The following is a 26102-nucleotide window of genomic DNA, read 5'->3' as shown; positions in this document are numbered from 1 at the left end:
CCCGAGGCCGCGACAGCTTCCCCGCCAGTCTTGCGATTAACCCGCTGTTAAGCAAGCTTTCCCGTATCTTACGCGGCAGGCCGGACCGGGGAGAGGGCGAAAATGGGACGTTTCAGCCAGGTTTCGGGGCAGTTTCGCGACTCTTCCCCGGCGCGGATTTCCGCCGACCCCCTCCGGCGCCCCGGGCAAAAGGGCGCGTATCGGTTGTCGATTAACGGATTTTTTGCCACTTTCCCGCTACCGACTCTCCTGCACAGGCCATTGGCAGGGGGGCGGATGGCAGAGACGAACAGCGGGCCACGGGCGGACCAACCCCCGGACCGGCGGACAGCGAAGGCAGTAACGAGATGAAATGTTCCATTCGCGCGGCCCTGGCCGCAAGCGCAGTCACCACCCTGATGATGCTGGGCAGCACCGCCCAGGCCGGCCCGATCGCCCGCGCCTGCCTGGCCTCGGACAGCCGCGCGGCGAACCCGCAGGTCTGCGGCTGCATCCAGCAGGTTGCCGACATGGTGCTCAGCGGCCGCGACCAGCGCCAGGCGGCCCGCTTCTTCAAGAAGCCCGACATGGCCCAGGACGTGAAGATGTCCAGCTCGCGCGCGGATGAGCAGTTCTGGGAGAAATACTCCTACTTCGGCGCCGTCGCGCAGGAGCAATGCGCCGCCTCCTGAGGCGCGCAAACCCCCTATCGACCCGCAGATGACAGGCGCAGCCCCCCGGGGGCCGCGCCTTTTTCACGTCGCGCCGCGCGCGCGCCGCCTCAGGCCACGGCCCTGCGCCGCGCCTCGACCCGCTGGATCAGCGCCCGCCCCTCGGGGCTGGGAGCCTGCCCCAGGCGGCGATAGGCGCTGCCGTCGCGGGTGCGGCTGACCAGCCCGTCCTCGATCAGCGAGCGGCGCAGCTGCGCCACGTCGCCAAACAGGTGCGCCGCCTCCAGGTGGGCGTTGACCTCGGGCTCGGTCAGGACCTGCCCGGCGGGCAGACGCGCCCAAAGCACCTCCAGACAGAGGCTGCGCACCTGGCGCCGTCCGGGCCAGCGCAGCAGGCGCCCGGCGTCGTCGAAATGCGGCAGAGCGCGTTCCACCAGGCGCAGGTCCGCCGGGGGCTCGGGCGCCCGGGGCGGCCGCGCCAGCCGCCCCTCGGCGGCCTGCACGGCGCGCAGATGCTGGAAATTGCGATAACCACCGGCCCGCGCCAGCATGTTCATCAGCGCCAGATGCGAGGGCGGCGCGCCTTCGGCGGCGTCCAGCTGACGCGCCAGGGCGCGGGAAAAGGCGGAAAGGTCCGGAACGGACAGGGGGATAGGGGGTCTCGACATGATCGCTCCTGCACGCGTGCCAGGGGTCGCGGGCCGCCGGGTCACGACAGGCACGCGTCGGGCGTGAGAACTGTCGGAACATCGAAACGAAGGGCGCGCCAGGCGCCCTCGGATGGCAGGTTTAGCAGGCCCCGAAGGGCACGGCGGGCCTCGGGAACTGCCGACCACCCCCAGGATAGCGTCCGCCCGGGCACCGGGCAAGCCTCTGGCCGCGCGCCAGGCCGCGGGCCCGTTTCAACGCCCCGGGCCCGCAATTTCATCGACCATGACAACGCTGGTGACAACGCCGCCCCGGCAAAGGCCCCCTCATCGACGCCATGCGCGATGGCGCGTGACCTTTTTCCGGCCCGGCCGGACAATCCTTTACGGAGTATGATCCATGAATCTTGCAATGACTGCGGCAGCGGCCGTTCTCAGCCTTGTCGCCTCTGGCCCCTCGGGCGTTCAGATGACCGAAGCGGGCTATCTGGCCGATGCCAACGGCATGTCCCTTTACATCTTCGACAAGGATGCCCCCGGCACCTCCAACTGCAACGGCGGCTGCGCCAAGTCCTGGCCGCCGCTGCTGGCCGGCTCCGGCGCCTCGGCCGAGGGGGACTTCACCCTGGTCACCCGTCAGGACGGCAGCCTGCAATGGGCGCTGGACAACATGCCGCTGTACTACTGGGCGGGCGACAACAAGCCCGGCGACACCCGGGGCGACGGCGTCGGCGGCACCTGGCACCTGGCCCGCTGACCCCGGCGGGGAAGGCGGCCCTGCGCCGTCTTCCTCAGCCTGCCAGCGCCGTCCGCAACCCCTCGGCGCAGTCCTCGATCAGCGACAGGGTGCCGTCGAAATCGCGGGTGTAATAGGGGTCGGGCACATGATCGGCCCCGGCAAAGGCGCTCTGGGCGGGCAGATAATCGGTGAACAGCCGCACCGGGGCGCCCTGCCCGGCCTGCGGGCGCTGCCCCTCGATATCAGCCAGGTTCTGCGCATCCATGGCCAGGATCAGGTCGAAGGCGCCGAAATCGGCGACGGCGAACTGGCGCGCCCGCAGCCCCGCCATGTCATAGCCCCGCGCCCGGGCGGCGGCCTGCATCGGCCCATAGGGCGCCTCGCCCACATGCCAGCCGCCGGTGCCCGCGCTGTCCAGCACCAGATTCGCGCCCAGATCCGGCCCCAACTCCTCGACCTTGGCGCGCATCACGGCCTCCGCCGTGGGCGAGCGGCAGATATTGCCAAGACAGACGAAAAGGATCGAAGCGGTTTTCATCGGGCATCTCCTGCGGCTATCGTCGAACAAAGGCTAGAACCCGGATCAGCAAAGGAAAAGGCGGGATGGAGAAAATCGTGATCCTGACCGGCGCGGGCATCTCCGCCGAAAGCGGGCTGGGCACCTTCCGCGATGCGGGCGGGCTGTGGGAACAGCACCGGATCGAGGATGTGGCCACGCCCGAGGGCTTCGCCCGCGACCCGGCACTGGTGCAGCGGTTCTACAACGCCCGCCGCGCCGCCGCCGCCGAGGCCCGGCCCAATGCCGCCCATGTGGCCCTGGCCCAGCTGCAACGGGACTACCCGGGCGAGGTGGTGCTGGTCACCCAGAACGTCGACGCCCTGCACGAGGCGGGCGGGGCGCGGGACGTGCTGCATATGCATGGCGAGCTGGCCTCGGCCCTCTGCGCCACCTGCGGCCACCGCTGGCCTGCGCCGATGGAGATGCAGGTGGCCGAACCCTGCCCCGCCTGCGCCGCCCCCGCCGGGCGCCCCGACATCGTCTGGTTCGGCGAGATGCCCTACCACATGGACGCGATCCTGGCCCATCTGGAAAGCTGCACGCTCTTCGCCGCCATCGGCACCTCGGGGCAGGTCTATCCGGCGGCGGGCTTCGTGCAGATCGCCGATGCGGCGGGCGCCCATTCGGTCGAGCTGAATCTGGAAAGCTCCTCGGTGCGCAGCGATTTCGCCGAGGCCCGCCTTGGCCGCGCGACCGAGGTCGTGCCCCTCTGGGTGGCCGAGCTGCTCAGCGACCACTGACGCCGCCCTCGCCCCCGGGCCGCCACCGCCGCCCCCAGGGGCACCCCCAAAGGCGCCCATCCATCAACCCGGCCCAACGGGGCCCTCAGCCCCCGACGCCTGCCCCGCAGCGCCCCTTAGCGCTTTCTCATTGCCAAAAATATCCCGGAGGGAGTCGCGCGGCACGCGCGGCGGGGGGCAGAGCCCCTCTTCCCCCTCGACCTGTCGCCCTCCGGCGACGGGGGCAAGGCCCCCGCTTCCTTCCATTTGCCGCCCTCCGGCGACGGGGGCAGCGCCCCCCTTCCCCCTCCATTTGTCGCCCTCCGGCGACGGGGGGGGGCAGCCCCTTTCACCCGGCGCGCAGGGCCGCCAGCATCTCTTCTGCCGCCAGGGTCGGCGTCGTCTCTCCCGCCGCCACCGCATCGCTCAGCTCGGCCATCTTCGCCTTGGCCGCGCCGCGCTCCAACTCGGCCAGCAGGGCCTGTTTCACATCCTCGCGGAACCAGAACCGGGCCTGGGCGGCGCGGGCGCGGTCGAAATGACCCTCGGCGCGGCGCCAGTCGGCCAGGGTGGTCATCTCTTCCCAGGCCTTTTCCAACCCGTCCCGGGCCAGGGCCGAGACGATCATCGCCTTGGGGAAGCCCTCGGGGTCCTGGGGCCGCTTGCGCAGCAGCCGCAGGGCGCCCGCGTAATCGGCACAGGTGCGCATCGCCACCGGCTTCAGATCGCCATCGGCCTTGTTGACCAGGATCATGTCGGCCATCTCCATGATGCCGCGCTTGACGCCCTGCAACTCGTCGCCGCCCGCGGGCGCCAGCAGCAGCAGGAACAGGTCCGAGATCTCGGCCACCACGGTTTCCGACTGGCCGACGCCCACGGTTTCCACCAGCACCACGTCGAACCCCGCCGCCTCGCACAGCGCCACCGCCTCGCGCGAGCGGCGCGCGATGCCGCCCAGGTGCGTCTGGCTGGGCGAGGGGCGGATATAGGCCGTGGGCGCGCGCGCCAGCTCGGGCATCCGCGTCTTGTCCCCCAGGATCGAGCCCCCGGTGCGCGCCGAGGACGGATCGACCGCCAGCACCGCCACCCGCAGGCCCGCGCGGGTCAGCATCATGCCGAAGGCCTCGATGAAGGTCGACTTACCCACCCCCGGCGTGCCCGACAGCCCGATGCGCAGCGCCTGACGCCCTGCCCCGGACAGCCGTTGCAGCAGCTGCGCCGCCTGGGTGCGGTGATCCTCGCGGGCGCTTTCCACCAGGGTGATGGCGCGCGACAGGGCGCGGCGATCCCCGGCCAGGATTTTCTCGGCCAATGTGTCGATGTCCATCAGGGTCCCCCGGGTCTGCTTTTCCCCGGGTGTAGCGCCTCGCACCGCGCGCCGTCCAGTGCGACACCGCCGCAGCCCGCAAGGGGAACGCCCCCACTTTACACAAGCTGGACGCCCCCCGCCCCGCCGTCGCATAAGGGCGCCATGACAGCCCAAGCCCCCCTGCCCATCGACGCCGCCCTGCCAGAGCTGATCGCCGCCCTGCGCGCCCGGGGCCGCGCCGTCTTGCAGGCCCCCCCGGGCGCGGGCAAGACCACCCGGGTTCCCCTGGCTATGCTAGAGGCCGGGCTGACCCCGGGCCGGATCCTGATGCTGGAACCCCGCCGCCTGGCCGCCCGCGCGGCCGCCGAACGCATGGCCCAGACCCTGGGCGAACGGGCGGGCGAGACCGTGGGCTACCGGGTGCGCGGCGAGGCCAAGGTGGGCCGGGCGACCCGGATAGAGGTGGTGACCGAAGGCATCCTGACCCGGATGATCCAGTCCGACCCCGAGCTGTCGGGGATCGGCGCGGTGATCTTTGACGAGTTTCACGAACGCTCGCTCAACGCCGATCTGGGCCTGGCGCTGTGCCTGGAAATCGCCGGAGCCCTGCGCGACGACCTGATCCTGGTGGCCATGTCCGCGACGCTGGACGCGGGCCCCGTGGCGGCGCTGATGGAGGACGCCCCCATCGTCACCTCGCAGGGGCGCGCCTATCCGGTCGAGCTGGTCCATGCCGACCGCCCCCTGCGCAAGGGCCGCGAGACCTGGGCCGATGTCGCCACCCTGGTGGAACGCGCGGTGGCCGAGACCGAGGCGGGCGTGCTGGTCTTCCTGCCCGGCGCGGGCGAGATCGGCCGGGTGGAACAGGCGCTGAAAGGCCGCCTGCCCGCCGATTGCCAGATCCGCCCCCTTTATGGCGCGATGAAATTCGCCGAACAGCGCGCCGCGCTGGAGCCTGCCGCCCAGGGGCGCAACGTGGTGCTTGCCACCTCGATTGCCGAAACCTCGCTGACCATCCCCGACGTGCGCGCGGTGGTCGACGCAGGCCTGTCGCGGCGGGCGCGCTTTGACCCCGGATCCGGCATGTCGCGGCTGGTGACCGAGAAGGTCAGCCGCGCCGAGGCCGATCAGCGCGCGGGCCGCGCGGGCCGGGTGGCGCCGGGCCGCTGCTACCGCGCCTGGACCAGGGGCGAGGAAGGGGCCCTGCCCGCCTATCCCCCTGCGGAAATCGAGGCCGCCGACCTGGCGGGCCTGGCTCTGGAACTGGCGCTTTGGGGGGCGGGGCCGGACCAGCTGGCCTTCCTGACGCCCCCGCCCGAAGGCGCCTTTGCCGAGGCGCAGGCCCTCTTGCGGATGCTGGGCGCGCTGGACGGGCATGGCATCACCGAGCACGGGCGCACCCTGGCCGGGCTGCCGCTGCACCCGCGCCTGGCCCATATGCTGGCACTCGCCGGGCCCTCGGCGGCGCCCATGGCCGCGCTGCTGGCCGACCGCGACCCGATGGCGCGCGGCGCCCCGGTGGACCTGCACCTGCGGCTGAAGGCCCTGCAGGGCGAGCGTGAGGCCCGCGCCGATGCGGGCGCCCTGGCCCGCATCCGGCAAGAGGCCAAGCGGCTGGCGCGCGGGGCCGGTCCCGAGGCCGGGCTGGCGCCCGAGGAGATGGCCGCGCTCGCCTATCCCGACCGGATCGGGCTGCGCCGCCCCGGCGAGGCGCCGCGCTATCTGCTCTCGGGCGGCAAGGGCGCGGCCCTGCCCCCCGAGGATCCGCTGGCGGGCGCGCGATTGCTGGTGGTCACCGACACCGACGGCGACCCGCGCGAGGCGCGCATTCGCCAGGCGGTGCAGATCGACGAGGCCGCCCTGCGCACCCTTTTCCCCGATCAGATCGCCGAGATGCATCTGTGCCGCTGGTCACGCCGCCACCGCCGCGTCGAGGCCCGGGTGCAGGACCGGCTGGGCGCCATCGCCCTGACCGACCGCGCCTGGAAAGAGGCCCCGCCCGAGGACATGGCCCGCGCCATGCTGGAGGGTGTGCGCGAGCTGGGTTTCTTCCCTTCCGAACCCGCGCGCCTTTTCCTGGCCCGCGCGCGCCTGATGGGCGACGACTTCCCCGATTTCAGCGATGCGGCGCTGATGGAAACGGCAGAGGACTGGCTGCTGCCGCATCTGGGGCGCGTGCGCAGCCTGGAAGATTGGAAGCGATTCGATCTGCTGCCCGCCCTGCGCGGGCGGCTCAGCTGGGACGCGCAACAGCGGCTGGACCGCGAGGCCCCCGCCCGCTTTATCACCCCCCTGGGCCGCGAGATCGCCATCGACTATTCCGGCGAAGACCCCGGGATCGCCCTGCGCCTGCAAGAGATGTTCGGCCAGACCCGCCACCCCACCGTGGCGGGCCGCCCCCTGGTGGTGACCCTGCTGTCGCCCGCCGGTCGCCCGGTGCAGGTGACCCGCGACATCCCGGGCTTCTGGACCAATTCCTATGCGGATGTGCGCAAGGACATGCGCGGCCGCTATCCGAAACACCCCTGGCCCGAGGATCCGCGCGAGGCGGATCCGACCCTGCGCGTCAAACGCAAGCAATAGGGGGGATCCGCCTCACGCGCCCCGCGTCAAAGCGAACGGGCCGCCCCTCTGGCCTTTCCCGCGCCGCCGGTCTATGCAGCGCCGCATCCGCATCTCGCGGCTCTGTCCCTGTCATATCTCCGAAACACTTGACCTCCCCCCGACAGAGTCGTAATGACGCGCAACGAGATTCAGGGGTGCCGCCACGGCGGTGCCTTTTCATTTGATCGGGGCGCGAACTGCCCTTCAGACCAGACGAGGATAGCCCATGTCGCGCCGCTGCGAACTGACCGGTAAAGGCCCGATGACTGGCAACAATGTCAGCCATGCCAACAACAAAACCCGCCGCCGTTTCCTGCCCAACCTGAACGACGTTTCGCTGCGTTCGGAGACCCTGGGCCGCAACGTGAAACTGCGCATCTCCGCCTCCGCCCTGCGTTCGGTGGACCACCGCGGTGGCCTGGACAAGTTCCTGGCCAAGGCCAAGGACGCCGAGCTGTCCGACGCCGCGCTGAAGGTGAAGAAAGAGATCCTGAAAGCCCAGGCCGCCAACGCCTGATCGCTTTGATCCTTCGACATTTCGAACGGCCTCGCCCTGCGGCGGGGCCGTTTTCTTTTGGCCAGGCCAGCCCCGGGGGGCTTTGCCCCCGCCGCGCGTGCCGCGCGACTCCCCCAGAGTATTTTCAGCCATCGAATGGAAGGAACGCCCACCCAGGCCGCGCGCCAGGCGATCTCCTTTTCAGCCGGGGGACCGTAAGAGCTTTGGGGCGCCCCCCCCTTCCATTCGATGGCCAGAAATACTCCCGCCGGAGGCCTCCCCGGCCGCCACCGGCGCCACGACTGGCGCCGCGCGCCTACGTTTCCCCTTTGCAAGCGCCGCGCGAGGCGCTATGCGACAGACATGATCGTGATGACCGCAGATATCCGCCGACGCCGACGCGTCTGAGGACCGCCTTCCCCCGGGAAGCGCGGCTGTTGCCCCGATCCTGCGCCCAAAATGTCGCGGCGCCTTTTTCACCCCCCTTGAAAACTTGACTTGGCCCGAGCCCCCATGCTCATTCAGGGCCTCTCGTATTGCGAAGGACATCCGATGATCCCTCCCGTTCTGCCGACCTACAATCGCGCGCCGCTGCATTTCACCCGTGGCGAAGGCTCCTGGCTGATCGAGGAGGACGGGCGTCGTTTCCTCGACCTGGGCGCCGGCATCGCCGTCAACGCCCTGGGCCATAGCGACCCCGATCTGGTCGCGGCCCTGACCGAGCAGGGCCGCAAGCTGTGGCATCTGTCGAACCTCTACGAGATCCCGCAGCAGGAAGAGCTGGCCAAGCGGCTGGTCGAGGCGACCTTTGCCGATACCGCCTTCTTCACCAACTCGGGCACCGAGGCCATGGAACTGGCGGTGAAGATGGCCCGCAAGTACTGGTATTCCAAGGGCCTGCCCGAAAAGGTCGAGATCATCGCCTTCGACGGCGCCTTCCATGGCCGGTCGTCCGCCGCCATCGCCGCCGTGCCGACCGAGAAGATGGCCAAGGGCTTTGGCCCGCTGCTGCCCGGGTTCAAACAGGCGAAATGGGGCGACTGGGACGCCCTGGCCGAGATGGTCAGCGACGAGACCGCGGCGATCATCATCGAGCCGGTGCAGGGCGAAGGCGGCATCCGCCCCCTGCCCGACGCCGACCTGAAGGCGCTGCGCAAGCTGTGCGACGACAAGGGCTGCCTGCTGATCCTGGACGAGGTGCAATGTGGCGTGGGCCGGACCGGTCACCTTTTCGCCCATGAATACGCCGGCATCTCCCCGGACATCATGATGGTCGCCAAGGGCATTGGCGGCGGCTTCCCCCTGGGCGCCGTGCTGGCCACCGAAGAGGCGGCAAGCGGCATGGTGGCGGGCACCCATGGCTCGACCTATGGCGGCAACCCGCTGGGCTGCGCCGTGGGCAACGCCGTGATCAAGAAGATCGCCGATCCGGCCTTCCTGGAGGAGGTACGGCGCAAGGCGGGCCTCTTCCGGCAGAAGCTGGAGGGGCTGGTCGCGGATAACCCCGACGTCTTCGAAGAGGTGCGCGGCCTGGGCCTGATGCTGGGGCTGAAATGCAAGATCCCCTGCGGCGATGTGGTCAAGGCGGGCTATGCCCAAGAGCTGCTGACCGTTCCGGCCGCGGACAATGTGGTGCGCCTGCTGCCGCCGCTGACCATCACCGATGCCGAAATCGCCGAGGCCGTGGACCGGCTGGACCGGGCCGCCAAGGCCGCGACAAGCGAGACGAAAGCGGGCTGACGCCCCTGCGCGGGGCGATGCGGGCGGGAGGACCTCGCCCGCCATCGCACCCGCCTTGAGAGAGAGACGATGAAGCACTTCCTGGACATCCACACCACCGACCCCGACGACCTGCGGCACATGCTGGACGAGGCCCGCGCCATGAAGGTGGCCCGCGGCGATCGCCCCAAGGGCACCCCTGATGATTACCAGCCCCTGGCCGGTCGCATGGTCGCGCTGATCTTCGAGAAACCCTCGACCCGGACCCGTGTCAGCTTTGACATGGGGGTGCGCCAGCTGGGCGGCCAGTCGATGGTGCTGTCGGGCGGCGAGATGCAACTGGGTCACGGCGAATCGATTGCCGACACCGCCCGGGTGCTGTCGCGCTATGTGGACATGATCATGATCCGCACCAATGAAGAGACCATCCTGCACGAGCTGGCGGAATATGCCTCTGTGCCGGTGATCAACGGGCTGACCAATGAAAGCCACCCCTGCCAGATCATGGCCGACATGCTGACCTTCGAGGAACATCGCGGGCCGATGGCGGGCAAGAAGGTGGTCTGGATCGGCGATGGCAACAACGTCTGTGCCTCGATGCTGCACGCCGCCGGCCAGATGGGGTTCAACCTGACCTTCTCGGGGCCCATGCAGCTGGACCCCGACCCCAAGGCTGTGGGATTCGCCCGTGAAAAGGGCGCCGAGGTGGTAATCGAACGCGATCCGGCCCGCGCCGTCGAGGGGGCCGATCTGGTGGTCACCGACACCTGGGTGTCGATGCATGACGCGCAAAGCACCCGCGAGCGGCGCCACAACATGCTGCGCCCCTACCAGGTGAACGACGCGCTGATGGCCCAGGCGGGGGACCAGGCGCTGTTCATGCATTGCCTGCCCGCGCACCGGGGCGAAGAGGTGACCTCTTCGGTGATGGACGGGCCGCAATCGGTGATCTTCGACGAGGCCGAGAACCGGCTGCACGCGCAGAAGGCCGTGATGCGCTGGTGCCTGGGCCTTTAGGCCGCGCGGGCCTGCGGCAGAGGAAAGCCGGGGAGCGGGGGCAAGGCCATTGATACCTTGTAACTCCGCGCCCCATGACTAGTATAGAAGGCTGAGTTTTAGGGCGGGGCCCCTGCGATGGCAGGCGGCCCCGCCCCCCGTGACCGCGGGCAGCGGCCTTGTGGGAAGATGGAGAGGCGAATGTCCTGGACCGATGAGCGCGTCGAGCTGCTGAAGAAGATGTGGGGCGAAGGCCAGTCGGCCAGCCAGATTGCCAAGGAATTGGGCGGCGTGACCCGGAACGCGGTGATCGGCAAGGTGCACCGGCTGGGCCTGTCGAACCGCTCGGGCGGGGGCGGCAGTGCCCAGGCCACCCCGGCGGCCAAGCCCGAGGCCAAGGCCAAGCCCGCACCCAAGCGGGAGGCGGCCAGCGCCACCCCGGCGCCCGAGCCGAAACCCGAACCCGCGCCCCAGGCGGCGGCCCCCGCCGCCCCCGCGCCCAGCCCGGCGCGCAAGGCGATCATCCCGGCGGGCCAGCCCCTGCCGCCGCAGCCCTCGGCCAATGAGATCAGCCCCGAGGCCCTGGCCAAGGTCAGCGAGATCGAGAAGAAGGCCAAGCGCCTGACCCTGATGGAGCTGACCGAGAAGACCTGCAAGTGGCCCGTGGGCGACCCCGCGACCGAGGATTTCTGGTTCTGCGGCCTGCCCGCCCAGGCGGGCAAACCCTATTGCGAGGCCCATGTGGGCGTGGCCTTCCAGCCCATGTCCTCGCGCCGCGACCGCAAACGCTGAGGCGCGGACCGATCGGAGATTTGAAAAGGCCCCCTCGGGGGCCTTTTTCATGTGCGGTTGGTGTGTGGGTAAAGGAGCTCTGCCCCCGCCGCCGGAGGGCGGCAGATGGAAGGGATAGGGGGCTCTGCCCCCGCCGCCCTACGGGCGACTCCCCCGGGATACTTTTGGCAAACGAGAAGATAGAGGGGCGGGACGCCAAGGCGGCCCGATCAGACACGGGGCCCCATCAGGCGAGCGGCCCTCTACTTGAAGAGGTTGCGCAGCTCGTCCTCCAGCTTGTTCTCCAGGCCCCGGCGCAGCAGGTCTTCGTCGCTTTCGCCCTCTTCGCGGGTCACGCCCAGGGCGTCCTCGACCTCGGCCCGGACGCGCTCTTTGGCGTTGTCCTCGATCTGCTGGGTGTCGAGGTCCGCGTTCAGCTGGATAGCGCGTTCCAGGTCCGGCAGGATCTGTGGCGACGCCCAGGGGCCACGGATGCGCACCGGGATGGCGATGCCGCGCCCCGCGTCATCCTTCAGCGCCACGGGGGTGAAGAGGTAGTTCAGCCGCTGCTGGCCCAGGTCCACCGTGCCCTCGCCGGTGGCGGTGATCGAAGCCAGGCGCATTTCCAGGTCGTCGTTCGACAGCACGCCCCCGGCGATCGAGAAGCTGGCCTCGGTCGCGTCGAAGATCGTCGTGCCCCCCGAGACGTCGCCCGAGCGCAGCACCCGGTCCAGGTCGATCCCCGAGATCGTGCCGCGCCCGGTGGACAGGCGGCCGCCGCCCGAGAGCGACGACATCCAGGCCTGCACCGAATTGCCCGAGGCGAGGAAGTTCAGCCCCGCGTCGGCGCTGCCGGTGAAGCGGTCGATCCCCGCCAGCTCGTCCAGCATCCGCGCCAGGTCGACCCCCGCCGCGCTGAGGTCGCCGCCAATCGACAGGCCCGCGCGGTTGTTGGCCACCAGCTGGCCGGTGACGCCGCCGCCGAAGATGCCCATCTGGCTGATCGTCGCCACGGCGCGGGCGCGGTCGATGGTGATCTGGCTGCGCAGCTGGCTCAGCTGGGTCACCCCCAGATCGACGCTGCCCGCGCTGAGCGCCACGGTGCCCTCGATCAGGTTCAGCGCCGAGGCGTCGATGGGCGCGTTGGACCAGCCGCCCGTGCCGCTGCTACCGCCGCTGCCCGAACTGCCGCCGCCGGTGAAGGCGCTGAGGTCCAGCCGGTCGGCCACCACCTGGGCGGTGACGCGGGTGACCGGGCCGGGGGTGATGTCGGCCTCGACCGCCGCCACGTTGCCCGCGCCGCGCAGGGTGCCGCTGCGCAGGGCCACCTGGCCGTCGGATGTCAGCGTGACCTGGCCGTCAAAGCCCAGATCCCCCGCCAGCGCCCCGGGCAGGGTGGCCCCCTCGCCCAGCACCGCCAGCAGCCGGTCGGCATCGCTGATCGACAGCACCAGATGGCCGTCGGCTTCGGGCGCGATCCCGCCGCGCCCCTCGAAGCGGGCGCTGCCGCCCGGGGCCTCGAAACTGAGGCTCAGCTCGGAAACCCCACCGTCGAGGAAGGTCATCGCCTGGGCCACGCGGCCCTCGCCGCTGATCCGCCCGCCGGGCAGGTCGAGACCCAGCGTCAGATCCGCCGGGCCGCTGCTGTCGGGCAGCGAAAGCCCCAGTTCCAGCCCTTCGAGCCGCTGATCGCTGGCCATGGCGGCGTCGATATAGCGGATCGAGGCCTTGCGGATATGCAGCCGGTCGAGGGTGATCTGCCGCGCCGCGCCACCTGGGGCCGGGGCCTCTGCGCCGCTGCCCGAGGCCGCACCCGCGGGCAGCAGATCCCAGTTCACCGCCCCTTCGGCATTGCGTTCCAGCAGGATGGCGGGGGCTTCGGCCTCCAGCTCGGTGATGCGCACGTCGCCGCCCAGAAGGGCCATCAGGTCGACACCGATTTGCAGGCTGTCGGCCTGGAACATCGGGCCGCGCTCGGACCAGGGGGCGTTGGACAGGCTGACCGGGCCGGTGCGCACCCCCAGCACGGGATAATAGCTCAGCCGGGTCTCACCGGCGATGGTCAGCTGGCGGCCGGTCAGCGCCTCGATCCGGTCAGCGGCGATCCCCGCGATCTTTTCGCCGGGCAGCAACAGCAGCGCCGCCGCCAGGGCCACCACCGCCAGCACCAGCGCACCCAGAATTCGCACGATCCACCGCATCCCCGATCCCCTTGATCCAATTGGTCATTAGACAGAATAGCAACAATGACGCCCCGGGCAAACGCTCGCGCGCGCGCGGCGGGGCTTTCCACGGGGCCTGCGCTCGCCTATATGCGGGCAAATGCAGAACCCGCCCGATCTCCGCCCCGATCTAGCTCCTGCCGCCCGTCTGGGCGAGGACCCCGCGCGCCCCGGCCAACCCTCGCTGGGCATGGTCTCTCTCGGCTGCCCCAAGGCGCTGGTGGACAGCGAACGGATCCTGACCCGGCTGCGCGCCGAGGGCTACGCCATCTCGCCCGACTACGCGGGTGCCGACGCGGTGATCGTCAACACCTGCGGGTTCCTGGACAGCGCCAAGGCCGAAAGCCTGGAGGCCATCGGCGAGGCGCTGAAGGAAAACGGCCGGGTGATCGTCACCGGCTGCCTGGGGGCAGAGCCCGAGTATATCACCGGCACCCACCCCAAGGTGCTGGCCGTCACCGGCCCGCATCAATACGAACAGGTGCTGGACGCCGTGCACCAGGCGGTGCCGCCCAGCCCCGATCCCTTCGTCGATCTGCTGCCGGCCTCGGGCGTCTCGCTGACCCCGCGCCATTACAGCTATCTGAAGATTTCCGAGGGCTGTAACCACAAGTGCAAGTTCTGCATCATCCCCGACATGCGCGGCCGCCTGGCCTCGCGTCCCGCGCACGCCGTGCTGCGCGAGGCGGAAAAGCTGGTCGAGGCAGGGGTGAAGGAGCTGCTGGTCATAAGCCAGGACACCTCGGCCTACGGCGTGGATCGCAAGTATTCGGCGCATCCCTGGAAGGACGGCGAGGTGCGCAGCCATATCACCGACCTGGCGCGCGAGCTGGGCAAGCTTGGCGCCTGGGTGCGGCTGCACTACGTCTACCCCTACCCGGCGGTGCGCGAGCTGATCCCCCTGATGGCCGACCCCGAAAGCGGCTTGCTGCCCTATCTCGACATCCCCTTCCAGCACGCCCACCCCGATGTCCTTAAACGCATGGCCCGGCCCGCGGCCAGCGCGAAGACCCTGGACGAAATTGCCGCCTGGCGGGCGATGTGCCCCGACATCACCCTCCGCTCGACCTTCATCGTGGGCTATCCGGGCGAGACCGAGGAAGAGTTCCAGTACCTGCTCGACTGGATGGACGAGGCGCAGCTCGACCGCGTCGGCTGCTTCCAATACGAGAATGTCGCGGGCGCGCGCTCGAACGACCTGCCCGACCATGTGCCGGACGAGGTGAAGCAGGACCGCTGGGACCGCTTCATGGCGAAGGCCCAGGCGATTTCCGAGGCCAAGCTGGCCGCCAAGGTGGGCCGCACCTGCCAGGTGATCGTCGACGAGGTAGACGGCGACGGCGCCACCTGCCGGTCCTGGGCCGATGCGCCCGAGATCGACGGCAACCTCTTCATCGACGAGGATTTCGAGGATCTGAAACCGGGCGATCTGGTCACGGTCGAGGTGGACGAGGCCAGCGAATACGACCTCTGGGGCAAGCGCCTGCGCGGCTAGGCCCTGCCGTCTTGCTGGACGGCCACGGACCAAAAGCGGGGACCAGCCCCTGCACGTTGCTTTCAGCGGGGGCCAGCCCCCGCACCCCCGGAGTATTTCGGGCCAAAAAATAGTTGGGGCGCGGCGCCCAGCTTTTCTCATTGCCAAAAATATCCCGGGGGGAGTCGCGCGGCACGCGCGGCGGGGGGCAGAGCCCCCCTTCCCCTCCACGTGTCGCCCTTCGGCGACGGGGGCAGAGCCCCCCCTGCCCTTTTACCTGTCGCCCTTCGGCGACGGGGGCATCTCCGTCAGACCTCCTCCCCCGCCGAGAGCCGCGCCAGGAAATCCTCGGCCTCGCGGAGGATCGCCTCGCGCTTCTCGCCCTCCATCCGGTCCCAGCTGCCATAGATCCGGCCCATGCGGGGGTTACCCTCGAACCGGGCGCGGTGGCGGGCCAGGAAGTGCCAGTAGAGCAGATTGAACGGACAGGCCCCCTTGCCCTGTTTTACCGTCGCGGAATAGGCGCAGCCGGTGCAGTAATCCGACATCTTCGCGATGTAGTTGGCCGAGGCCACATAGGGCTTCGAGGCGATCACGCCGCCATCGGCAAACTGGCTCATGCCGACGGTATTGGGCGCCTCGACCCATTCAAAGGCATCGACATAGACCGCCAGATACCAATCGTGCACCTCGGCCGGATTCACCCCCGCCAGCAGGGCAAAGTTGCCGGTGACCATCAGCCGCTGGATGTGATGGGCATAGCCCAGCCGTTTCGTCTGATCCACCGCCGCCGCCAGGCAGGCCATCCGCGTCTTGGCGCCCCAGTAAAGCGGCGGCAGCCCCCGCTGGTGGTTCAGCGCATTGCGGCGGGGATAGTCGGGGCCTTCGCGAAAGTAGATCCCGCGCACATATTCGCGCCAGCCGATCACCTGGCGGATGAACCCCTCGGCCGAGGCCAGCGGCACCTCGCCCGCTTCATAGGCTGCCTGCACCGCGTCGCAGACCTCGCGCGGGTCCAAGAGGCCGATGTTCAGCGCGGGCGAAATCAGGGCGTGGTTCAGATAGGGATCGTCCCGCAGCATGGCATCCTGATAGGGGCCGAACTCGGCCAGGCGGCTGCGGACGAAATGGCTCAGCGCGCGGCGCGCCTGAGCGCGGGTGACGGGCAGGTCGAAGGGGTGCAGGTCACCGAAATTGGCACTGAAACGCTCTTCGACCAGGGTCAGCACCTCTTCGGTCACCGCGTCGGGGGTGAAGGACATCGGGCCCGCGCGGAACAGATCCGCCCCGCCCCGGGGCGGCGGCTGGCGATTCTGGGCGTCAAAGTTCCACTGGCCGCCCGCGGGCTGGTCGCCCTCCATCAGGTACCCCGTGTCGCGCCGCATCTCGCGATAGAAGTATTCCATCCGCAGCGCCTTGCGCCCCTCGGCCCAGGCGTCGAAGCGGGCGTGGCTGGCGAGAAACCGGTCATCCTCGCGCAGCTCCAGATCCAGCGGCAGATCGCGCAGCGCCTGGGTCAGGCGCCATTCGCCGGGCTCTGTGGCAACGACACGGGAAAGGCCCGTCTCTTCGGCCCGGCGCAGCAGTTCGCCGCCGATGCTGCCCGCGTTTTCGGGCTCGTCCAGCCTTGTATAGGCCACCTGCCAGCCCTGCCCGCGCAGCTCTTCGGCGAAATGGCGCATCGCCGCCAGCACCAGGGCAATTTTCTTCGGATGATGGGGCACATAGCCGGTTTCCGCCGCCACCTCGGCCATGACCACGCGGTCGCGGGCCGGATCGGCGCCGCGCAGGGCCGAAAGGTCGGGGGACAGCTGGTCGCCCAGCACCAGGATCAGGCGGGGGGAGGTGTCGTCGGTCATGCAGGGACTACGCGCGGGCCGGGCGGGTGGTTCAGCCAAACCCGGAACTGGCGGCACGACCGGTCGGGGCGCAAAGAAAACGCCGGCGCGAGAGGAGGCTCTCGCACCGGCGCCTGCGCCACGCTTGCCCGGTCGCCATGACCCTGCCAAGGCCGCGCCCTCCTGCGGCCAGGGCAGCGGACCGGAGCCGCTGCGGCGATCCCTGATGGCTCCTTCCCCAAAGAACCATGCAACCGGGATCTGGAACCGGGCACAGCGCAAGGCGCGCGCCCGGGAAAACTCACTTCGTCGACAGCGCCTCGAACCAGCCGGCGTTGCGGCAGTAGGCCGGGGTGCGCTCGGCGCTGGCGTGCTCGGCCTGCCACTGGGCGCAGGCACCCGCCTCGCGGCAGGTGGCACAGCGGATGACTGCGGCGCGGTAGCCGTTGGCGACGGATTCGTCGACCATCTGCGCGCCCAGATCCAGGCCGACGCGGTCGGCCATGCCGCCCATCAGGTCGGCGTGCTTGTCAAGCTTGCTGAAAAAACCCATTTCGCGTCTCCTAAGGATCCTGGCCGTCTTGGCCCTGTCCAATCCTGTTCCCGTTCGTCCGTCCTAGAGTTCGGCAAAGACCAGCGCGTTTTCGCAGCCGCCGATGGCATCGGCCCGGGGGGCCTCGTCCAGTTCGGCGCGCGCCAGCCAGTCACGGCAGGCGCAGGTCACCTGGCAGCCCCGGCAGCGGGTGACCATCTCGGCCCACTCCTGCGGGTCCAGACGCCCCTCTTCCATCGCCTGCGCGGTGTCGCAGCCCAGGGCCTTGGCCATTCTCTGGACCAGCCAGTAATGCTCCGTCAGGGATCCCATGGGTTTCATTGCGCCGCGCTCCGGTCCTTGTCCGTCCCGGTGTGCCCCGGGCTCGAACAGGTTTTAGACTCACCCGCGCGGGCGCTCCTTGATCTCGATCAAGTTGACAATGCCAATCAAGTGACGCCGATGCGCGCGGCCCCGGGGCCCCCGGGCGCGGGCCGGGGTCAGAGCGGCCAGAACACCAGGATCAGCGGGATCGACACGGCCACCACCAGGATCTCCAGCGGCAGGCCCATGCGCCAGTAGTCGCCAAAGCGATAGCCGCCGGGGCCCAGGATCAGCGTGTTGTTCTTGTGCCCGATGGGGGTCAGGAAGGCGGAAGAGGCCGCCACGGCCACCGCCATCAGGAAGGGATCGGGCGAGACGCCAAAGCTTTGCGCCATCGAGATCCCGATAGGGGCGGCGACAATCGCCGTGGCAGTGTTGTTCAGCACGTCCGACAGGGTCATCGTCACCACCATCAGCGCGGTCAGCACCGCCCAGGCGGGCCAGCCCTGGGTCAGGGTGACCAATCCGTTCGCGATCAGCTCGGTCCCGCCCGAGGTTTCCAGCGCCGCCCCCAGCGGGATCATCGAGCCCAGCAGGACCACGACGGGCCATTCGATATGGTCGTACAGCTCTTGCAGGGGCACCACGCGCATCAGCAGATAGGCGATGACGACAAAGCCCAGGGCAATGGGCAGGTGCAGCAGGCCGACACTGGCGGCGGCCACGGCGCCGCCGAACAGGGCAATGGCGGCCCAGGTCTTGGTGTTCTCGGTCACCGCCAGGCCACGGTCGGCCAGGGTCAGGGCGCCGATGGCATCGGCCACCTGGCTGCCGGTATCCTTGGGCACCAGCAGCAGCAGCTGGTCACCGGGCTGGATCTGGGTGCGCCGCACCTGCCGGGTGATCTGCCGCCCCTGGCGCGAGATCCCCATCAGCACCGCCCGGTGCCGCCAGGACAGGCCCACGGCCATGGCCGTTTTGCCCGCGATGGCCGCATCGCGCGGCACCACCACCTCGAGCACGTCCAGCCCCTCGCCACTGGCCTTCAGCAGCTCTTCGCGCTGGCCGTCCGCCAGGGCCAGGTTCAGCGCGGTGCGGAATTCGTCCAGCGCCTCGGGCAGCCCTTCCAGGACCAGCGCATCCCCCGCCTCGAGCAACACGCTGCGCGAGCGGCCATAAAGGCGCTTGCCGTCCCGGATCACGCCAAGCACTGCCACGTCGGCCTTTTCCGCGTCGTCATAGGTTTCCGACACCCGGCGGCCGATCCACTTGCTGTCTGCCGGCACCGTCAGCTCGGCCACGTATTGCGCCAGCTCCTTCTCGGTCATCGGCCCGTCGTCGGGCTGCGGGATCAGGCGCCAGCCGATCAGCGCCACGAAGGCCAAGCCCGCCAGCGCCGTCAGCCCGCCCACCGGGGCGAAGTCGAACATGGCAAAGCTTTCGCCCAGGCTGTCGGCGCGGATGGCGGCGATGATGATATTGGGCGGCGTGCCAATCAGCGTGGCCATGCCGCCCAGGATCGTGGCGAAACTCAGCGGCATCAGCGACAGGCCCGGCCCCCGCCCCGCCTTGCGCGCGGTCTGGATATCCACCGGCATCAGCAGGGCCAGGGCCGCGACATTGTTCATGAAGGCCGACAGCACCCCGCCGATCCCCCCCATCAGGGCGATATGGGCGCCCAGGTTGCGCGAACTGTCCACCAGCGTCCGGGTGATCAGATGCACCGCGCCCGAGCGCACCAGCCCGGCCGAGACCACCAGCACCAGCGCCACGATCAGCGTCGCCTCGTGGCCGAACCCGCTGAAGACGTCCTCGTAGGGCACGACCCCGGTCGCGGCCCCCACCATCAGCGCCGTGAAGGCCACGACATCATAGCGGAACCGCCCCCACAGCAGCAGGGCGAAGACGGCGAAGAACAGGGTGAAGAGGATGATCTGATCGGTAGTCATGGGCCGACAATAGCGCCCGCGCGGCCAAGGTCACGCGAATTGCGCGGCCCTTCGCCACCGCCCCGGCGACAGCCCGCCCGCTCAGTCGCAGGCCAGGTTCAGGATGCGGTTTCTGTCCAGCCGGTATTCGGTGAAGATCTGGTTGATCGGGACCGTCTGGATGAAGCTGTGCGTGCCGCGACAATCTTGCCGGGGGCGAGCGACGGGATCCGGCGGCGCGCCCCGAGACGGGCGCGCCGCGACAGGGGCCCCGCAAGAGAGGCCTAACAGTTGAAGCCGGTAAAGGGGCGCCCGCGCACGTCATCATTCCGGATGAACCCCAGCTCTTCGCCCTCGACCGTGTAGTATTTGTCGGTGCCCTCCCAGGTCACGCGATAGCCGGTCGCATCCCGGGCAGTCTTGGCGTGGACGTAGATCACCCCGTTGCGCGTCTTGGGGAAGAACCCCATCTGGCCCGGCTCTACCTTGCGCCAGGCAAAGGTCTTCCACTCGTCGTCCAGCGACTTGTAACGCAGGGCGACCCAGATCGGCTGCTGGCAGCGGTTGAGGGCGCGGAATTCCATCAGATTGGTATCGCCATAGCTGTCTTCGCAGGTCAGGCGCAGGGTCTCGATCTCTTCGTCGATCACCCTTTCGCGGTAAGGCAAAGGATCGTCATTGATGTTGCGCAGGTAGGTATCGCCGCTCCAATGGCGGCCATCGTCATAGGCGTAGTAGTAATAAGTGCTGCTGTCGGTGACGAAGACCGACTGCCGCGCGCCGGGCTGAAAGGATTGCGCGGGCATGGTCACCCGGGCGCCGGCCCGGTCGTAGTAAATGAAATGCACCCAGACCTGTTCCGAGCAATCGTTCTGGAAGACCAATGTGTTGGCGGCCTGGGCGGCGGTCGGGGGCAGGCCAAGGGCCAGGCCCAGCACCAGCAGGGCGGCCAGGCGCCGGGGGCGGAAAATCGTCATGGTCTCAAACCTCCTTTGTCCCGCCCCGCGCAGGCAAGGGCCAGGCAAAGGCGCCTGCCCGGTGCCCTGCGGGACCGGTTCTAACAGTGTCATCATTGGAAATAGCGGGGTCTGCGTCCACTGTCCCGGGGATCAGAGGGCGCCACCCGTGCCCGGGCCTTCGGCCACCAACTGGAAGATCGCCTCGATCACGTTGTCGGTGGCCACGGCGGCCAGCACCATGCCCATGACCCGGCTGACGATCGCCGCGCCGCCCGGACGGATCACCCGCAGGATCGGCCCGGCCGACAGCATCAGCACGAAGGCCACCGCCAGCACCGCCAGCATCACCGCCGCCGTCACCGCCTGTTCCGGCACCGAGAACCGGTTGTTGTCGGTCAGCAGCACGATGGCCAGCATGGCGCCGGGCGAGGCCAGCGAGGGCACCGCCAGCGGAAAGATCGCCGGGTTGTGCCCGTCGGCCATCCGGTCCGAGCGGTCGCCCTGGCCAAAGATCATGGTCAGCGCGAAGAGGAACAGGATCAGCCCGCCGGCGATCTGGAAGGCCGGCAGCGAGATGCCCAGGGCCTCGGTCAGGAACTGGCCCAGCACCAGGAAGAACAGCAGGACACCGGCGGCGCCCAGGCTGGCCTGCACCGCCGCCTTGCGCCGCGCCTTCGGGCCCAGCCCGGCGGTCACCGCAACGAAGACGGGGATCGTGCCGATCGGGTCGATCACGACCCAGAGCGTGACAAATTGCTCGAACAGATCGGCGGTCATGGGCGGGGCACCTCGGGGGACAGGGGACGGAACAGATCAAGGGGCCCGTCCTGCCGGACCGGGCCCCTGCCCCATATCTGGGGCGCGGGTCACCGGGAACAAGGCCCGCCAGGCGATCCTTTGCCGCCCCGTGTCTCACAGGCTACAGGCCAGTTTCTGCATCCCCCCTTCAGCGCGCATCTCGCGCAGGCCATAGGTCTGGCCCGCCACCTTGACCGTCTGGGCGTTGCCCTGGATGACGGTCTTGGAAATGTCGCTGGTGATGCTGTGCGAGATCGGGTCGGTCTCGGCGTAGAGGGAGTAACAGTCGCGGCCGGTCGGGCCCAGGTAGGTGGTCTCGAACGCGCCCATCTGCGCCCAGGCGTGGGTGACCCAGGCGCCCTGCTTGGGATCGTGATAGCGCGGGCAGAGAGAGACGGGCATGAAACGCCCCCTGTTGAGACTGACGTATAAAATAGCCCCCATTGGCCCCGAACCGCGCGGGCAGCTCAAATGACAACCCTTGTTACAAAAGGCCCTGGCCGGGCCTGTGGCGGCGATCTGGCCGCGGGTGCCCGCCAGGGGCGCAGCCTGCGCGCCAGGCACAACCGTCTGAGGATCCGCACCGATGCGCAGCCACCTTGCGGCCCGCCCCCGCTGTCGATTATAGAGACGCGACCGAATTCAGACCGAGACCGGAGGCACCGATGGCCGGCCACTCTAAATGGGCGAATATCCAGCATCGCAAGGGGCGGCAGGACGCCGCCCGTTCGAAGCTTTTCTCGAAACTCTCGAAAGAGATCACCGTGGCCGCCAAGATGGGCGACCCGGACCCCGAAAAGAACCCCCGCCTGCGCCTGGCGGTGAAGGAAGCCAAGTCGCAATCCGTCCCCAAGGACGTGATCGACCGCGCGATCAAGAAATCGCAGGCGGGCGAAGGCGACGACTACGAAGAGATCCGCTATGAGGGCTACGGCCCCAACGGTGTGGCGATCATCGTCGAGGCGATGACCGACAACCGCAACCGGACCGCCTCGACCGTGCGCTCGACCTTCTCGAAGAACGGCGGCAACCTGGGCGAGACCGGCTCGGTCGGCTTCATGTTCGACCGCAAGGGCGAGGTGGTCTACCCCGCCTCCGTGGGCGATGCCGACACCGTCATGATGGCGGCGATCGAGGCGGGCGCCGAGGATGTGGAAAGCTCGGAAGACGGCCATGTGATCTATTGCGCCGACACCGATCTGGCCGCCGTCTCTTCAGCCCTGGAAGAGCAGCTTGGCGAAAGTGAGTCGACCAAGCTGATCTGGAAGCCCACCACCACCACCGAGATGGACCTGGAGGCGATGCAGAAGCTGATGAAGCTGATCGACGCCCTGGAAGACGACGACGACGTGCAACGCGTCACCGCGAACTTCGAGGCCTCCGACGAGGTGATGGAGCAGCTTTGATCGCACGCCGCGCCCGCAGCGGCAGATCCGAATGACAAACGCCCCGAGCCGTCCGGCTTCGGGGCGTTTCCTTTGGCGGGGCGCGCAGCCCCACCCCGGCGCCTAGCCGCCGCAGCTCAGCAGCAGCAGATGCGCATCGGTGTTGAAATCCTTGCGGATGAAGCCCTCTTCCTTGCCCTCCAGCGCGAAGGGATGGGCGCCGACATAGCTGAACCAGGTCTCTTCGCCCTGCTCCAGGAAGGTCTCGCTGCGGCCGTAGTAGAAGAAGTGATCGGCCCGGGTCTTGGGCAGATAGGACACCTCGCCCCGGGTCAGGCGATACCAGCTTTGGGTCTGCATCTGCCCGGCCAGGTCCTGATAGCGCACGGCGATGAAGACATCGTGGTCGCAGGTGGTGGCCATGCGGATCTGGCGCAGGGCGGCGTCGCCCTGGCTTTCGGCGCAGCTCAGGGCATGGGAATAGCGTTTCAGCGTCGGGTCGAAGGTGACCAGGGTGCCGTCCAGCCCATAGTCGTCACCGACCGAGGGCATCCGGTAGGCGCCGCGCCAGCTGCGGCCCGGGTCATAGGCGTAGAAGGCAAAGCGCCCGGCCTCGGTGCGCAGCAGTTTGCGCTCGGCCCCGGCGGGCAGACGGAAATAGCCCTCGGTGCGCTCCTTGCCGCGGCTGTCGGTATAGCTGACCGCGACCTGCACCGTCTCGCTGCATGTGTTCTCCACGTAGACCTCGGTGGCCCGGGCCGTGACCGGGTGCAGGGCGGTCAGAAGGAACAGGGCGGCGGCGGTCAGGATGGATCTTGGCATCGGGTCTTCCTTGGTGGCGGCTGGTGCGGCCCGGGCGGGCGCGCTTGCGCGGACAAGAAAGGCGACCGGACGGCCCCTGTCAATTGACGCGCACGTCAGCCTGGCCCGGGGCATGGGCGCGCGCCCGGTCCCTTCCACGGGACGGGAGGCGGGGCGTCGCGCCCGGCGGGCGCGCGCGGCGCCCGGCGTCCTAGTGCAGATGTTCGGCGAAGAAGCGGTCCAGCGCCGCCCAGGAGCGTGCAGCGGCAGGGGCGGAATAGCCCATGCCCGGGGCCTGGGCCGCCGGATTGGTGAAGGCATGGCCGGTATGGCCGAAGGCCTGGATCTGCCAGTCGGGGCAATGGGCCGTCAGCTCGGCCGCCAGGGCGGTGACCGCCTCGGGCGGGGCCAGGGGATCGTCCCAGCCATGCAGCACCAGCAGCGCCGCCTGCATCGGCTGCGATCCTTCGAGGGGCGCGTCGAAGATCCCGTGCAGCGACACGCCCGCACGGAAGGCCGCCCCCGAACGCGCCAGGTCCAGCACCCCCTTGCCACCCAGGCAGAAGCCCATGGCCCCCAGCCGGGCCGCATCGACCTGCGGCAGGGCGCCCAGGGCCGCCAGCGCGCCCTGCATCCGCCGGGCGAACTCGGGCCGGTCGGCCATCAGCGCGCCCATCCAGCCCGAGGCCTCGTCGCGATCCGCCGCCCGGGCGCCGCCACCGTAGTAATCCACGCACAGGGCCGCATAGCCCATACCGGCCAGCCGGTCTGCGGTGTCGCGTTCGAAATCCGATAGCCCGCCGAAGGCCGGGGCGACCAGCACGCCCGGCCAGGGCCCCGCCCCCTCGGGCAGGACCAGATACCCCAGGCTGTCCGCCGCCCCGCCGCGATAGGCGAAGGCGCGCCCCGGGCGGCTCACTCGCTGGCCTCGGGCGCGCCATCCTCGGCAGCGCCCTCTTCCGCGGTGCCCTCGGTGGCGCCCTCATCTGCGGCGCCCGCCTCGCTGGCGCTGCCCTCGTCCAGCACGCCGTTCACCCATTGCCCCGACAGGACCTCGCCGGTGGCATAGGTCAGCGTGCCCTCGCCCTGGCGGCGGCCCTCGACGAAGGATCCGGTGTAGATATCGCCGTTCTTGTAGGTGGCCACGCCCTCGCCGGTCATCTCTCCCTCGGCCCAGTCGCCTTCATAGCTGAAACCATCGGGCATGGTGATCTTGCCCTCGCCATGGCGCAGACCGGCCTTGAAGCCGCCCTCGTAGACCATGCCGTCGGGATAGGTGGCGCGGCCCTCGCCGTCGCGCTGGCCCTCGGCCCAATTGCCTTCGTAGACATAGCCGTCGGCATCGCGCATCACGCCATAGCCGTGGTTCTGCGCCCCCTTGAAGCCGCCCTCGTAGGTCAGCCCCGAGGGGAAGGTGGCCACGCCCTCGCCCTCGATCACGCCGCCGACCCAGTCGCCCTCGTAGGTGGCGCCATCGGGATAGGTGATCTTGCCGCGGCCATCGGCCAGGTCATCGGCGAACTGGCCCTCGTAGACCGAGCCGTCGGGATAGGTCACCCGCCCCTCGCCCGCGATCTTGCCTGCCGCCCACTGGCCCTCGTAGCGATAGCCATCGGCGCCGGTGAAGCTGCCCTGCCCCTCGCGCTGATCGGCGACGAAACCGCCTTCGTAGACATCGCCGCTGGCATAGGTGACGCGGCCCTCGCCCTCGCGCTTGCCTGCCACCAGGGTGCCTTCGTAGATGTCGCCATTGGGCTGAGTCAGCTTGCCGGTGCCCTGGATCTGCCCGGCCTCCCAGTCGCCCTCATAGGTCAGGCCATCGGCCATGATCAGCGTGCCCTTGCCCTGGCGCTGGCCGCCCGCGATCTCGCCCTCATAGGTGGTGCCGTCGGGATAGGTGATCTGGCCGATCCCCTCTTTCACCCCGTTCACCCAGTCGCCCTCGTAGACATAGCCGTCGGGGTTCTCCATCCGGCCGCGCCCGTCATGCATCGCATTGCGGAACCCGCCCTCGTAGCGCACGCCATTGGCGTAATTGGCGATGCCCTGGCCGGTGATCTTGCCGTCCACCCACTCGCCCTCGTAGGTGCCCCCGTCCGAGAAGGTGATCTTGCCGAATCCCTCGGGCTTGCCCTTGGCGAACTCGCCCTCGTAGACCGAGCCATTGGGGAAGGCCGCGCGGCCCTTGCCGCGGATCTCGCCCGCCACCCAGTCGCCGGAATATTCGTAGCCATTGGGCAGCCGATAGGTGCCATAGCCATCCTGAAGGCCGTCCTTGAAACTGCCCTCGTAGACCCCGCCATCCTCGTATTGCTTGGTCTGCACCGCGCCGTCCTGCGCCGCGACCGTGCCCGCCATAAGTGCCAGGCCGACCGACCCGGCCACCAGAAAGCTTTTCAGAACCTGCGTCATGGTTTCTCCCTGAACCCGCCGTTTCGCTGGGCCCGATCCGCGCGCGCGGCGGCCTTGCTGGTCTGGCGAAAACCTATGCGACCGGGAAAAGGGGGGCAACGCCTTTCACCAAATCGCCTTCCCCTCGGCGGGTCTGGCCGCTAAGCAGGCCCCGACCCGCGCGCCCCAGCGCGCCACAGGACGCATATTCTGAACCACACAGGCGCCGGTTCCCGGCCGC

Annotated in this window: 24 protein-coding genes; 10 read left to right on the top strand and 14 right to left on the bottom strand. The window is 69.3% G+C overall.

Translation table 11 applies throughout. The features are described from left to right. The first annotated feature begins 347 nt into the window (after window positions 1-347). On the top strand, window positions 348-671 hold the full coding sequence (locus ACRARE_RS11265) for a hypothetical protein (protein WP_432656535.1): 324 nt from the start codon (window positions 348-350) through the stop codon (window positions 669-671). An 89-nt stretch (window positions 672-760) separates the two neighbouring features. On the opposite strand, the gene ACRARE_RS11260 is transcribed toward ACRARE_RS11265, so the two are convergent. Beyond that, on the bottom strand, window positions 761-1318 hold the full coding sequence (locus tag ACRARE_RS11260) for a DUF2087 domain-containing protein (RefSeq protein WP_432656534.1): 558 nt from the start codon (window positions 1316-1318) through the stop codon (window positions 761-763). A 379-nt stretch (window positions 1319-1697) separates the two neighbouring features. Between ACRARE_RS11260 and ACRARE_RS11255 the strand changes: the two genes are divergently transcribed. After that, the gene (locus ACRARE_RS11255) at window positions 1698-2054 is read left to right on the top strand and encodes a COG4315 family predicted lipoprotein (RefSeq protein ID WP_432656533.1); all 357 of its coding nucleotides are present in this window, start codon (window positions 1698-1700) and stop codon (window positions 2052-2054) included. A 34-nt stretch (window positions 2055-2088) separates the two neighbouring features. Here the strand turns inward: ACRARE_RS11255 and ACRARE_RS11250 are convergent, their stop codons facing one another. Continuing rightward, entirely contained in the window at window positions 2089-2574 is a 486-nt protein-coding gene (locus ACRARE_RS11250) for a low molecular weight protein-tyrosine-phosphatase (protein ID WP_432656532.1), read from the bottom strand. Window positions 2575-2639: 65 nt separating this feature from the next. Here ACRARE_RS11250 and ACRARE_RS11245 point away from each other — a divergent pair, with 65 nt between their 5' ends. Continuing rightward, window positions 2640-3335, top strand: a complete 696-nt coding sequence (locus ACRARE_RS11245) for an NAD-dependent deacylase (protein WP_432656531.1) — start codon at window positions 2640-2642, stop codon at window positions 3333-3335. 328 nt (window positions 3336-3663) lie between these two features. Here the strand turns inward: ACRARE_RS11245 and meaB are convergent, their stop codons facing one another. Further along, entirely contained in the window at window positions 3664-4641 is a 978-nt protein-coding gene (gene meaB / locus ACRARE_RS11240) for a methylmalonyl Co-A mutase-associated GTPase MeaB (protein WP_432656530.1), read from the bottom strand. 144 nt (window positions 4642-4785) lie between these two features. Between meaB and hrpB the strand changes: the two genes are divergently transcribed. From hrpB to ACRARE_RS11215, 5 genes are all read left to right on the top strand, one after another. Continuing rightward, window positions 4786-7206, top strand: a complete 2421-nt coding sequence (gene hrpB, locus ACRARE_RS11235; RefSeq protein WP_432656529.1) for an ATP-dependent helicase HrpB — start codon at window positions 4786-4788, stop codon at window positions 7204-7206. A 247-nt stretch (window positions 7207-7453) separates the two neighbouring features. Then, window positions 7454-7744: a 50S ribosomal protein L28 gene (gene rpmB, locus ACRARE_RS11230; RefSeq protein ID WP_432656528.1), complete on the top strand. Its 291-nt coding sequence runs from the start codon at window positions 7454-7456 to the stop codon at window positions 7742-7744. A 531-nt stretch (window positions 7745-8275) separates the two neighbouring features. Then, window positions 8276-9463 carry an aspartate aminotransferase family protein gene (locus ACRARE_RS11225; protein WP_432656527.1) on the top strand — a complete coding sequence of 396 codons (1188 nt, stop codon included), beginning with the start codon at window positions 8276-8278 and terminating at the stop codon, window positions 9461-9463. Window positions 9464-9532: 69 nt separating this feature from the next. After that, entirely contained in the window at window positions 9533-10459 is a 927-nt protein-coding gene (argF, locus tag ACRARE_RS11220) for an ornithine carbamoyltransferase (RefSeq protein WP_432656526.1), read from the top strand. Window positions 10460-10639: 180 nt separating this feature from the next. Continuing rightward, on the top strand, window positions 10640-11230 hold the full coding sequence (locus ACRARE_RS11215; RefSeq protein ID WP_432656525.1) for a GcrA family cell cycle regulator: 591 nt from the start codon (window positions 10640-10642) through the stop codon (window positions 11228-11230). A gap of 242 nt (window positions 11231-11472) precedes the next feature. On the opposite strand, the gene ACRARE_RS11210 is transcribed toward ACRARE_RS11215, so the two are convergent. Further along, window positions 11473-13410, bottom strand: coding sequence for an AsmA family protein (locus tag ACRARE_RS11210; RefSeq protein ID WP_432656524.1), 1938 nt, complete (start codon window positions 13408-13410; stop codon window positions 11473-11475). Between the two features lie 121 nt (window positions 13411-13531). Here ACRARE_RS11210 and rimO point away from each other — a divergent pair, with 121 nt between their 5' ends. Next, entirely contained in the window at window positions 13532-14926 is a 1395-nt protein-coding gene (gene rimO, locus ACRARE_RS11205; protein WP_432656523.1) for a 30S ribosomal protein S12 methylthiotransferase RimO, read from the top strand. 287 nt (window positions 14927-15213) lie between these two features. Here rimO and ACRARE_RS11200 read toward each other — a convergent pair whose 3' ends face one another. From ACRARE_RS11200 to ACRARE_RS11170, 7 genes are all read right to left on the bottom strand, one after another. Continuing rightward, a complete protein-coding gene (locus ACRARE_RS11200) occupies window positions 15214-16764 on the bottom strand; it encodes a cryptochrome/photolyase family protein (RefSeq protein WP_432656522.1) in 1551 nt (516 codons plus the stop codon). A gap of 280 nt (window positions 16765-17044) precedes the next feature. After that, on the bottom strand, window positions 17045-17296 hold the full coding sequence (locus tag ACRARE_RS11195) for a DUF6455 family protein (protein WP_432656521.1): 252 nt from the start codon (window positions 17294-17296) through the stop codon (window positions 17045-17047). 63 nt (window positions 17297-17359) lie between these two features. Beyond that, the gene (locus tag ACRARE_RS11190; protein WP_432656520.1) at window positions 17360-17617 is read right to left on the bottom strand and encodes a DUF6455 family protein; all 258 of its coding nucleotides are present in this window, start codon (window positions 17615-17617) and stop codon (window positions 17360-17362) included. Between the two features lie 158 nt (window positions 17618-17775). Continuing rightward, window positions 17776-19548 carry an SLC13 family permease gene (locus tag ACRARE_RS11185; RefSeq protein ID WP_432656519.1) on the bottom strand — a complete coding sequence of 591 codons (1773 nt, stop codon included), beginning with the start codon at window positions 19546-19548 and terminating at the stop codon, window positions 17776-17778. A 263-nt stretch (window positions 19549-19811) separates the two neighbouring features. Continuing rightward, window positions 19812-20504, bottom strand: a complete 693-nt coding sequence (locus ACRARE_RS11180) for a hypothetical protein (protein WP_432656518.1) — start codon at window positions 20502-20504, stop codon at window positions 19812-19814. A gap of 132 nt (window positions 20505-20636) precedes the next feature. Beyond that, the gene (locus tag ACRARE_RS11175; RefSeq protein WP_432656517.1) at window positions 20637-21263 is read right to left on the bottom strand and encodes a MarC family protein; all 627 of its coding nucleotides are present in this window, start codon (window positions 21261-21263) and stop codon (window positions 20637-20639) included. Window positions 21264-21398: 135 nt separating this feature from the next. Continuing rightward, the gene (locus ACRARE_RS11170; protein WP_432656516.1) at window positions 21399-21686 is read right to left on the bottom strand and encodes a hypothetical protein; all 288 of its coding nucleotides are present in this window, start codon (window positions 21684-21686) and stop codon (window positions 21399-21401) included. Window positions 21687-21949: 263 nt separating this feature from the next. On the opposite strand from ACRARE_RS11170, the gene ACRARE_RS11165 reads away from it, so the two are divergent. Then, the gene (locus tag ACRARE_RS11165; RefSeq protein WP_432656515.1) at window positions 21950-22690 is read left to right on the top strand and encodes a YebC/PmpR family DNA-binding transcriptional regulator; all 741 of its coding nucleotides are present in this window, start codon (window positions 21950-21952) and stop codon (window positions 22688-22690) included. Between the two features lie 102 nt (window positions 22691-22792). On the opposite strand, the gene ACRARE_RS11160 is transcribed toward ACRARE_RS11165, so the two are convergent. The 3 genes from ACRARE_RS11160 to ACRARE_RS11150 all read right to left on the bottom strand — a co-directional run bounded on the left by ACRARE_RS11160 (window position 22793) and on the right by ACRARE_RS11150 (window position 25882). After that, window positions 22793-23491 (bottom strand): hypothetical protein, encoded by a 699-nt coding sequence (locus tag ACRARE_RS11160; protein WP_432656514.1) that lies wholly within the window; start codon window positions 23489-23491, stop codon window positions 22793-22795. Window positions 23492-23681: 190 nt separating this feature from the next. Next, on the bottom strand, window positions 23682-24389 hold the full coding sequence (locus ACRARE_RS11155; protein WP_432656513.1) for a dienelactone hydrolase family protein: 708 nt from the start codon (window positions 24387-24389) through the stop codon (window positions 23682-23684). Then, window positions 24386-25882, bottom strand: coding sequence for an MORN repeat-containing protein (locus tag ACRARE_RS11150; protein ID WP_432656512.1), 1497 nt, complete (start codon window positions 25880-25882; stop codon window positions 24386-24388). Before ACRARE_RS11150 ends, ACRARE_RS11155 begins: the two co-directional genes overlap by 4 nt. Window positions 25883-26102 lie beyond the last annotated feature (220 nt).

The organism is Pseudooceanicola aquaeponti (genome assembly GCF_050897975.1).
Lineage (GTDB): Bacteria > Pseudomonadota > Alphaproteobacteria > Rhodobacterales > Rhodobacteraceae > Pseudooceanicola.
The sequence above is the reverse complement of the archived record's forward strand: the minus strand, read 5'-3'. Positions and strand labels throughout refer to the sequence as shown.

Bases quoted from the DNA above. Each gene is read 5' to 3' on its own strand.
- ACRARE_RS11175 (WP_432656517.1), bottom strand. From the start codon at position 21,263: ATGACCGCCGATCTGTTCGAGCAATTTGTCACGCTCTGGGTCGTGATC.
- ACRARE_RS11150 (WP_432656512.1), bottom strand. From the start codon at position 25,882: ATGACGCAGGTTCTGAAAAGCTTTCTGGTGGCCGGGTCGGTCGGCCTG.
- rpmB (WP_432656528.1), top strand. From the start codon at position 7,454: ATGTCGCGCCGCTGCGAACTGACCGGTAAAGGCCCGATGACTGGCAAC.
- ACRARE_RS11185 (WP_432656519.1), bottom strand. From the start codon at position 19,548: ATGACTACCGATCAGATCATCCTCTTCACCCTGTTCTTCGCCGTCTTC.
- ACRARE_RS11260 (WP_432656534.1), bottom strand. From the start codon at position 1,318: ATGTCGAGACCCCCTATCCCCCTGTCCGTTCCGGACCTTTCCGCCTTT.
- ACRARE_RS11255 (WP_432656533.1), top strand. From the start codon at position 1,698: ATGAATCTTGCAATGACTGCGGCAGCGGCCGTTCTCAGCCTTGTCGCC.
- ACRARE_RS11165 (WP_432656515.1), top strand. From the start codon at position 21,950: ATGGCCGGCCACTCTAAATGGGCGAATATCCAGCATCGCAAGGGGCGG.
- ACRARE_RS11215 (WP_432656525.1), top strand. From the start codon at position 10,640: ATGTCCTGGACCGATGAGCGCGTCGAGCTGCTGAAGAAGATGTGGGGC.
- hrpB (WP_432656529.1), top strand. From the start codon at position 4,786: ATGACAGCCCAAGCCCCCCTGCCCATCGACGCCGCCCTGCCAGAGCTG.
- ACRARE_RS11180 (WP_432656518.1), bottom strand. From the start codon at position 20,504: ATGACGATTTTCCGCCCCCGGCGCCTGGCCGCCCTGCTGGTGCTGGGC.
- ACRARE_RS11250 (WP_432656532.1), bottom strand. From the start codon at position 2,574: ATGAAAACCGCTTCGATCCTTTTCGTCTGTCTTGGCAATATCTGCCGC.
- ACRARE_RS11225 (WP_432656527.1), top strand. From the start codon at position 8,276: ATGATCCCTCCCGTTCTGCCGACCTACAATCGCGCGCCGCTGCATTTC.
- rimO (WP_432656523.1), top strand. From the start codon at position 13,532: ATGCAGAACCCGCCCGATCTCCGCCCCGATCTAGCTCCTGCCGCCCGT.
- ACRARE_RS11195 (WP_432656521.1), bottom strand. From the start codon at position 17,296: ATGGGTTTTTTCAGCAAGCTTGACAAGCACGCCGACCTGATGGGCGGC.
- ACRARE_RS11265 (WP_432656535.1), top strand. From the start codon at position 348: ATGAAATGTTCCATTCGCGCGGCCCTGGCCGCAAGCGCAGTCACCACC.
- ACRARE_RS11200 (WP_432656522.1), bottom strand. From the start codon at position 16,764: ATGACCGACGACACCTCCCCCCGCCTGATCCTGGTGCTGGGCGACCAG.
- ACRARE_RS11210 (WP_432656524.1), bottom strand. From the start codon at position 13,410: ATGCGGTGGATCGTGCGAATTCTGGGTGCGCTGGTGCTGGCGGTGGTG.
- argF (WP_432656526.1), top strand. From the start codon at position 9,533: ATGAAGCACTTCCTGGACATCCACACCACCGACCCCGACGACCTGCGG.
- ACRARE_RS11245 (WP_432656531.1), top strand. From the start codon at position 2,640: ATGGAGAAAATCGTGATCCTGACCGGCGCGGGCATCTCCGCCGAAAGC.
- meaB (WP_432656530.1), bottom strand. From the start codon at position 4,641: ATGGACATCGACACATTGGCCGAGAAAATCCTGGCCGGGGATCGCCGC.
- ACRARE_RS11190 (WP_432656520.1), bottom strand. From the start codon at position 17,617: ATGAAACCCATGGGATCCCTGACGGAGCATTACTGGCTGGTCCAGAGA.
- ACRARE_RS11160 (WP_432656514.1), bottom strand. From the start codon at position 23,491: ATGCCAAGATCCATCCTGACCGCCGCCGCCCTGTTCCTTCTGACCGCC.
- ACRARE_RS11170 (WP_432656516.1), bottom strand. From the start codon at position 21,686: ATGCCCGTCTCTCTCTGCCCGCGCTATCACGATCCCAAGCAGGGCGCC.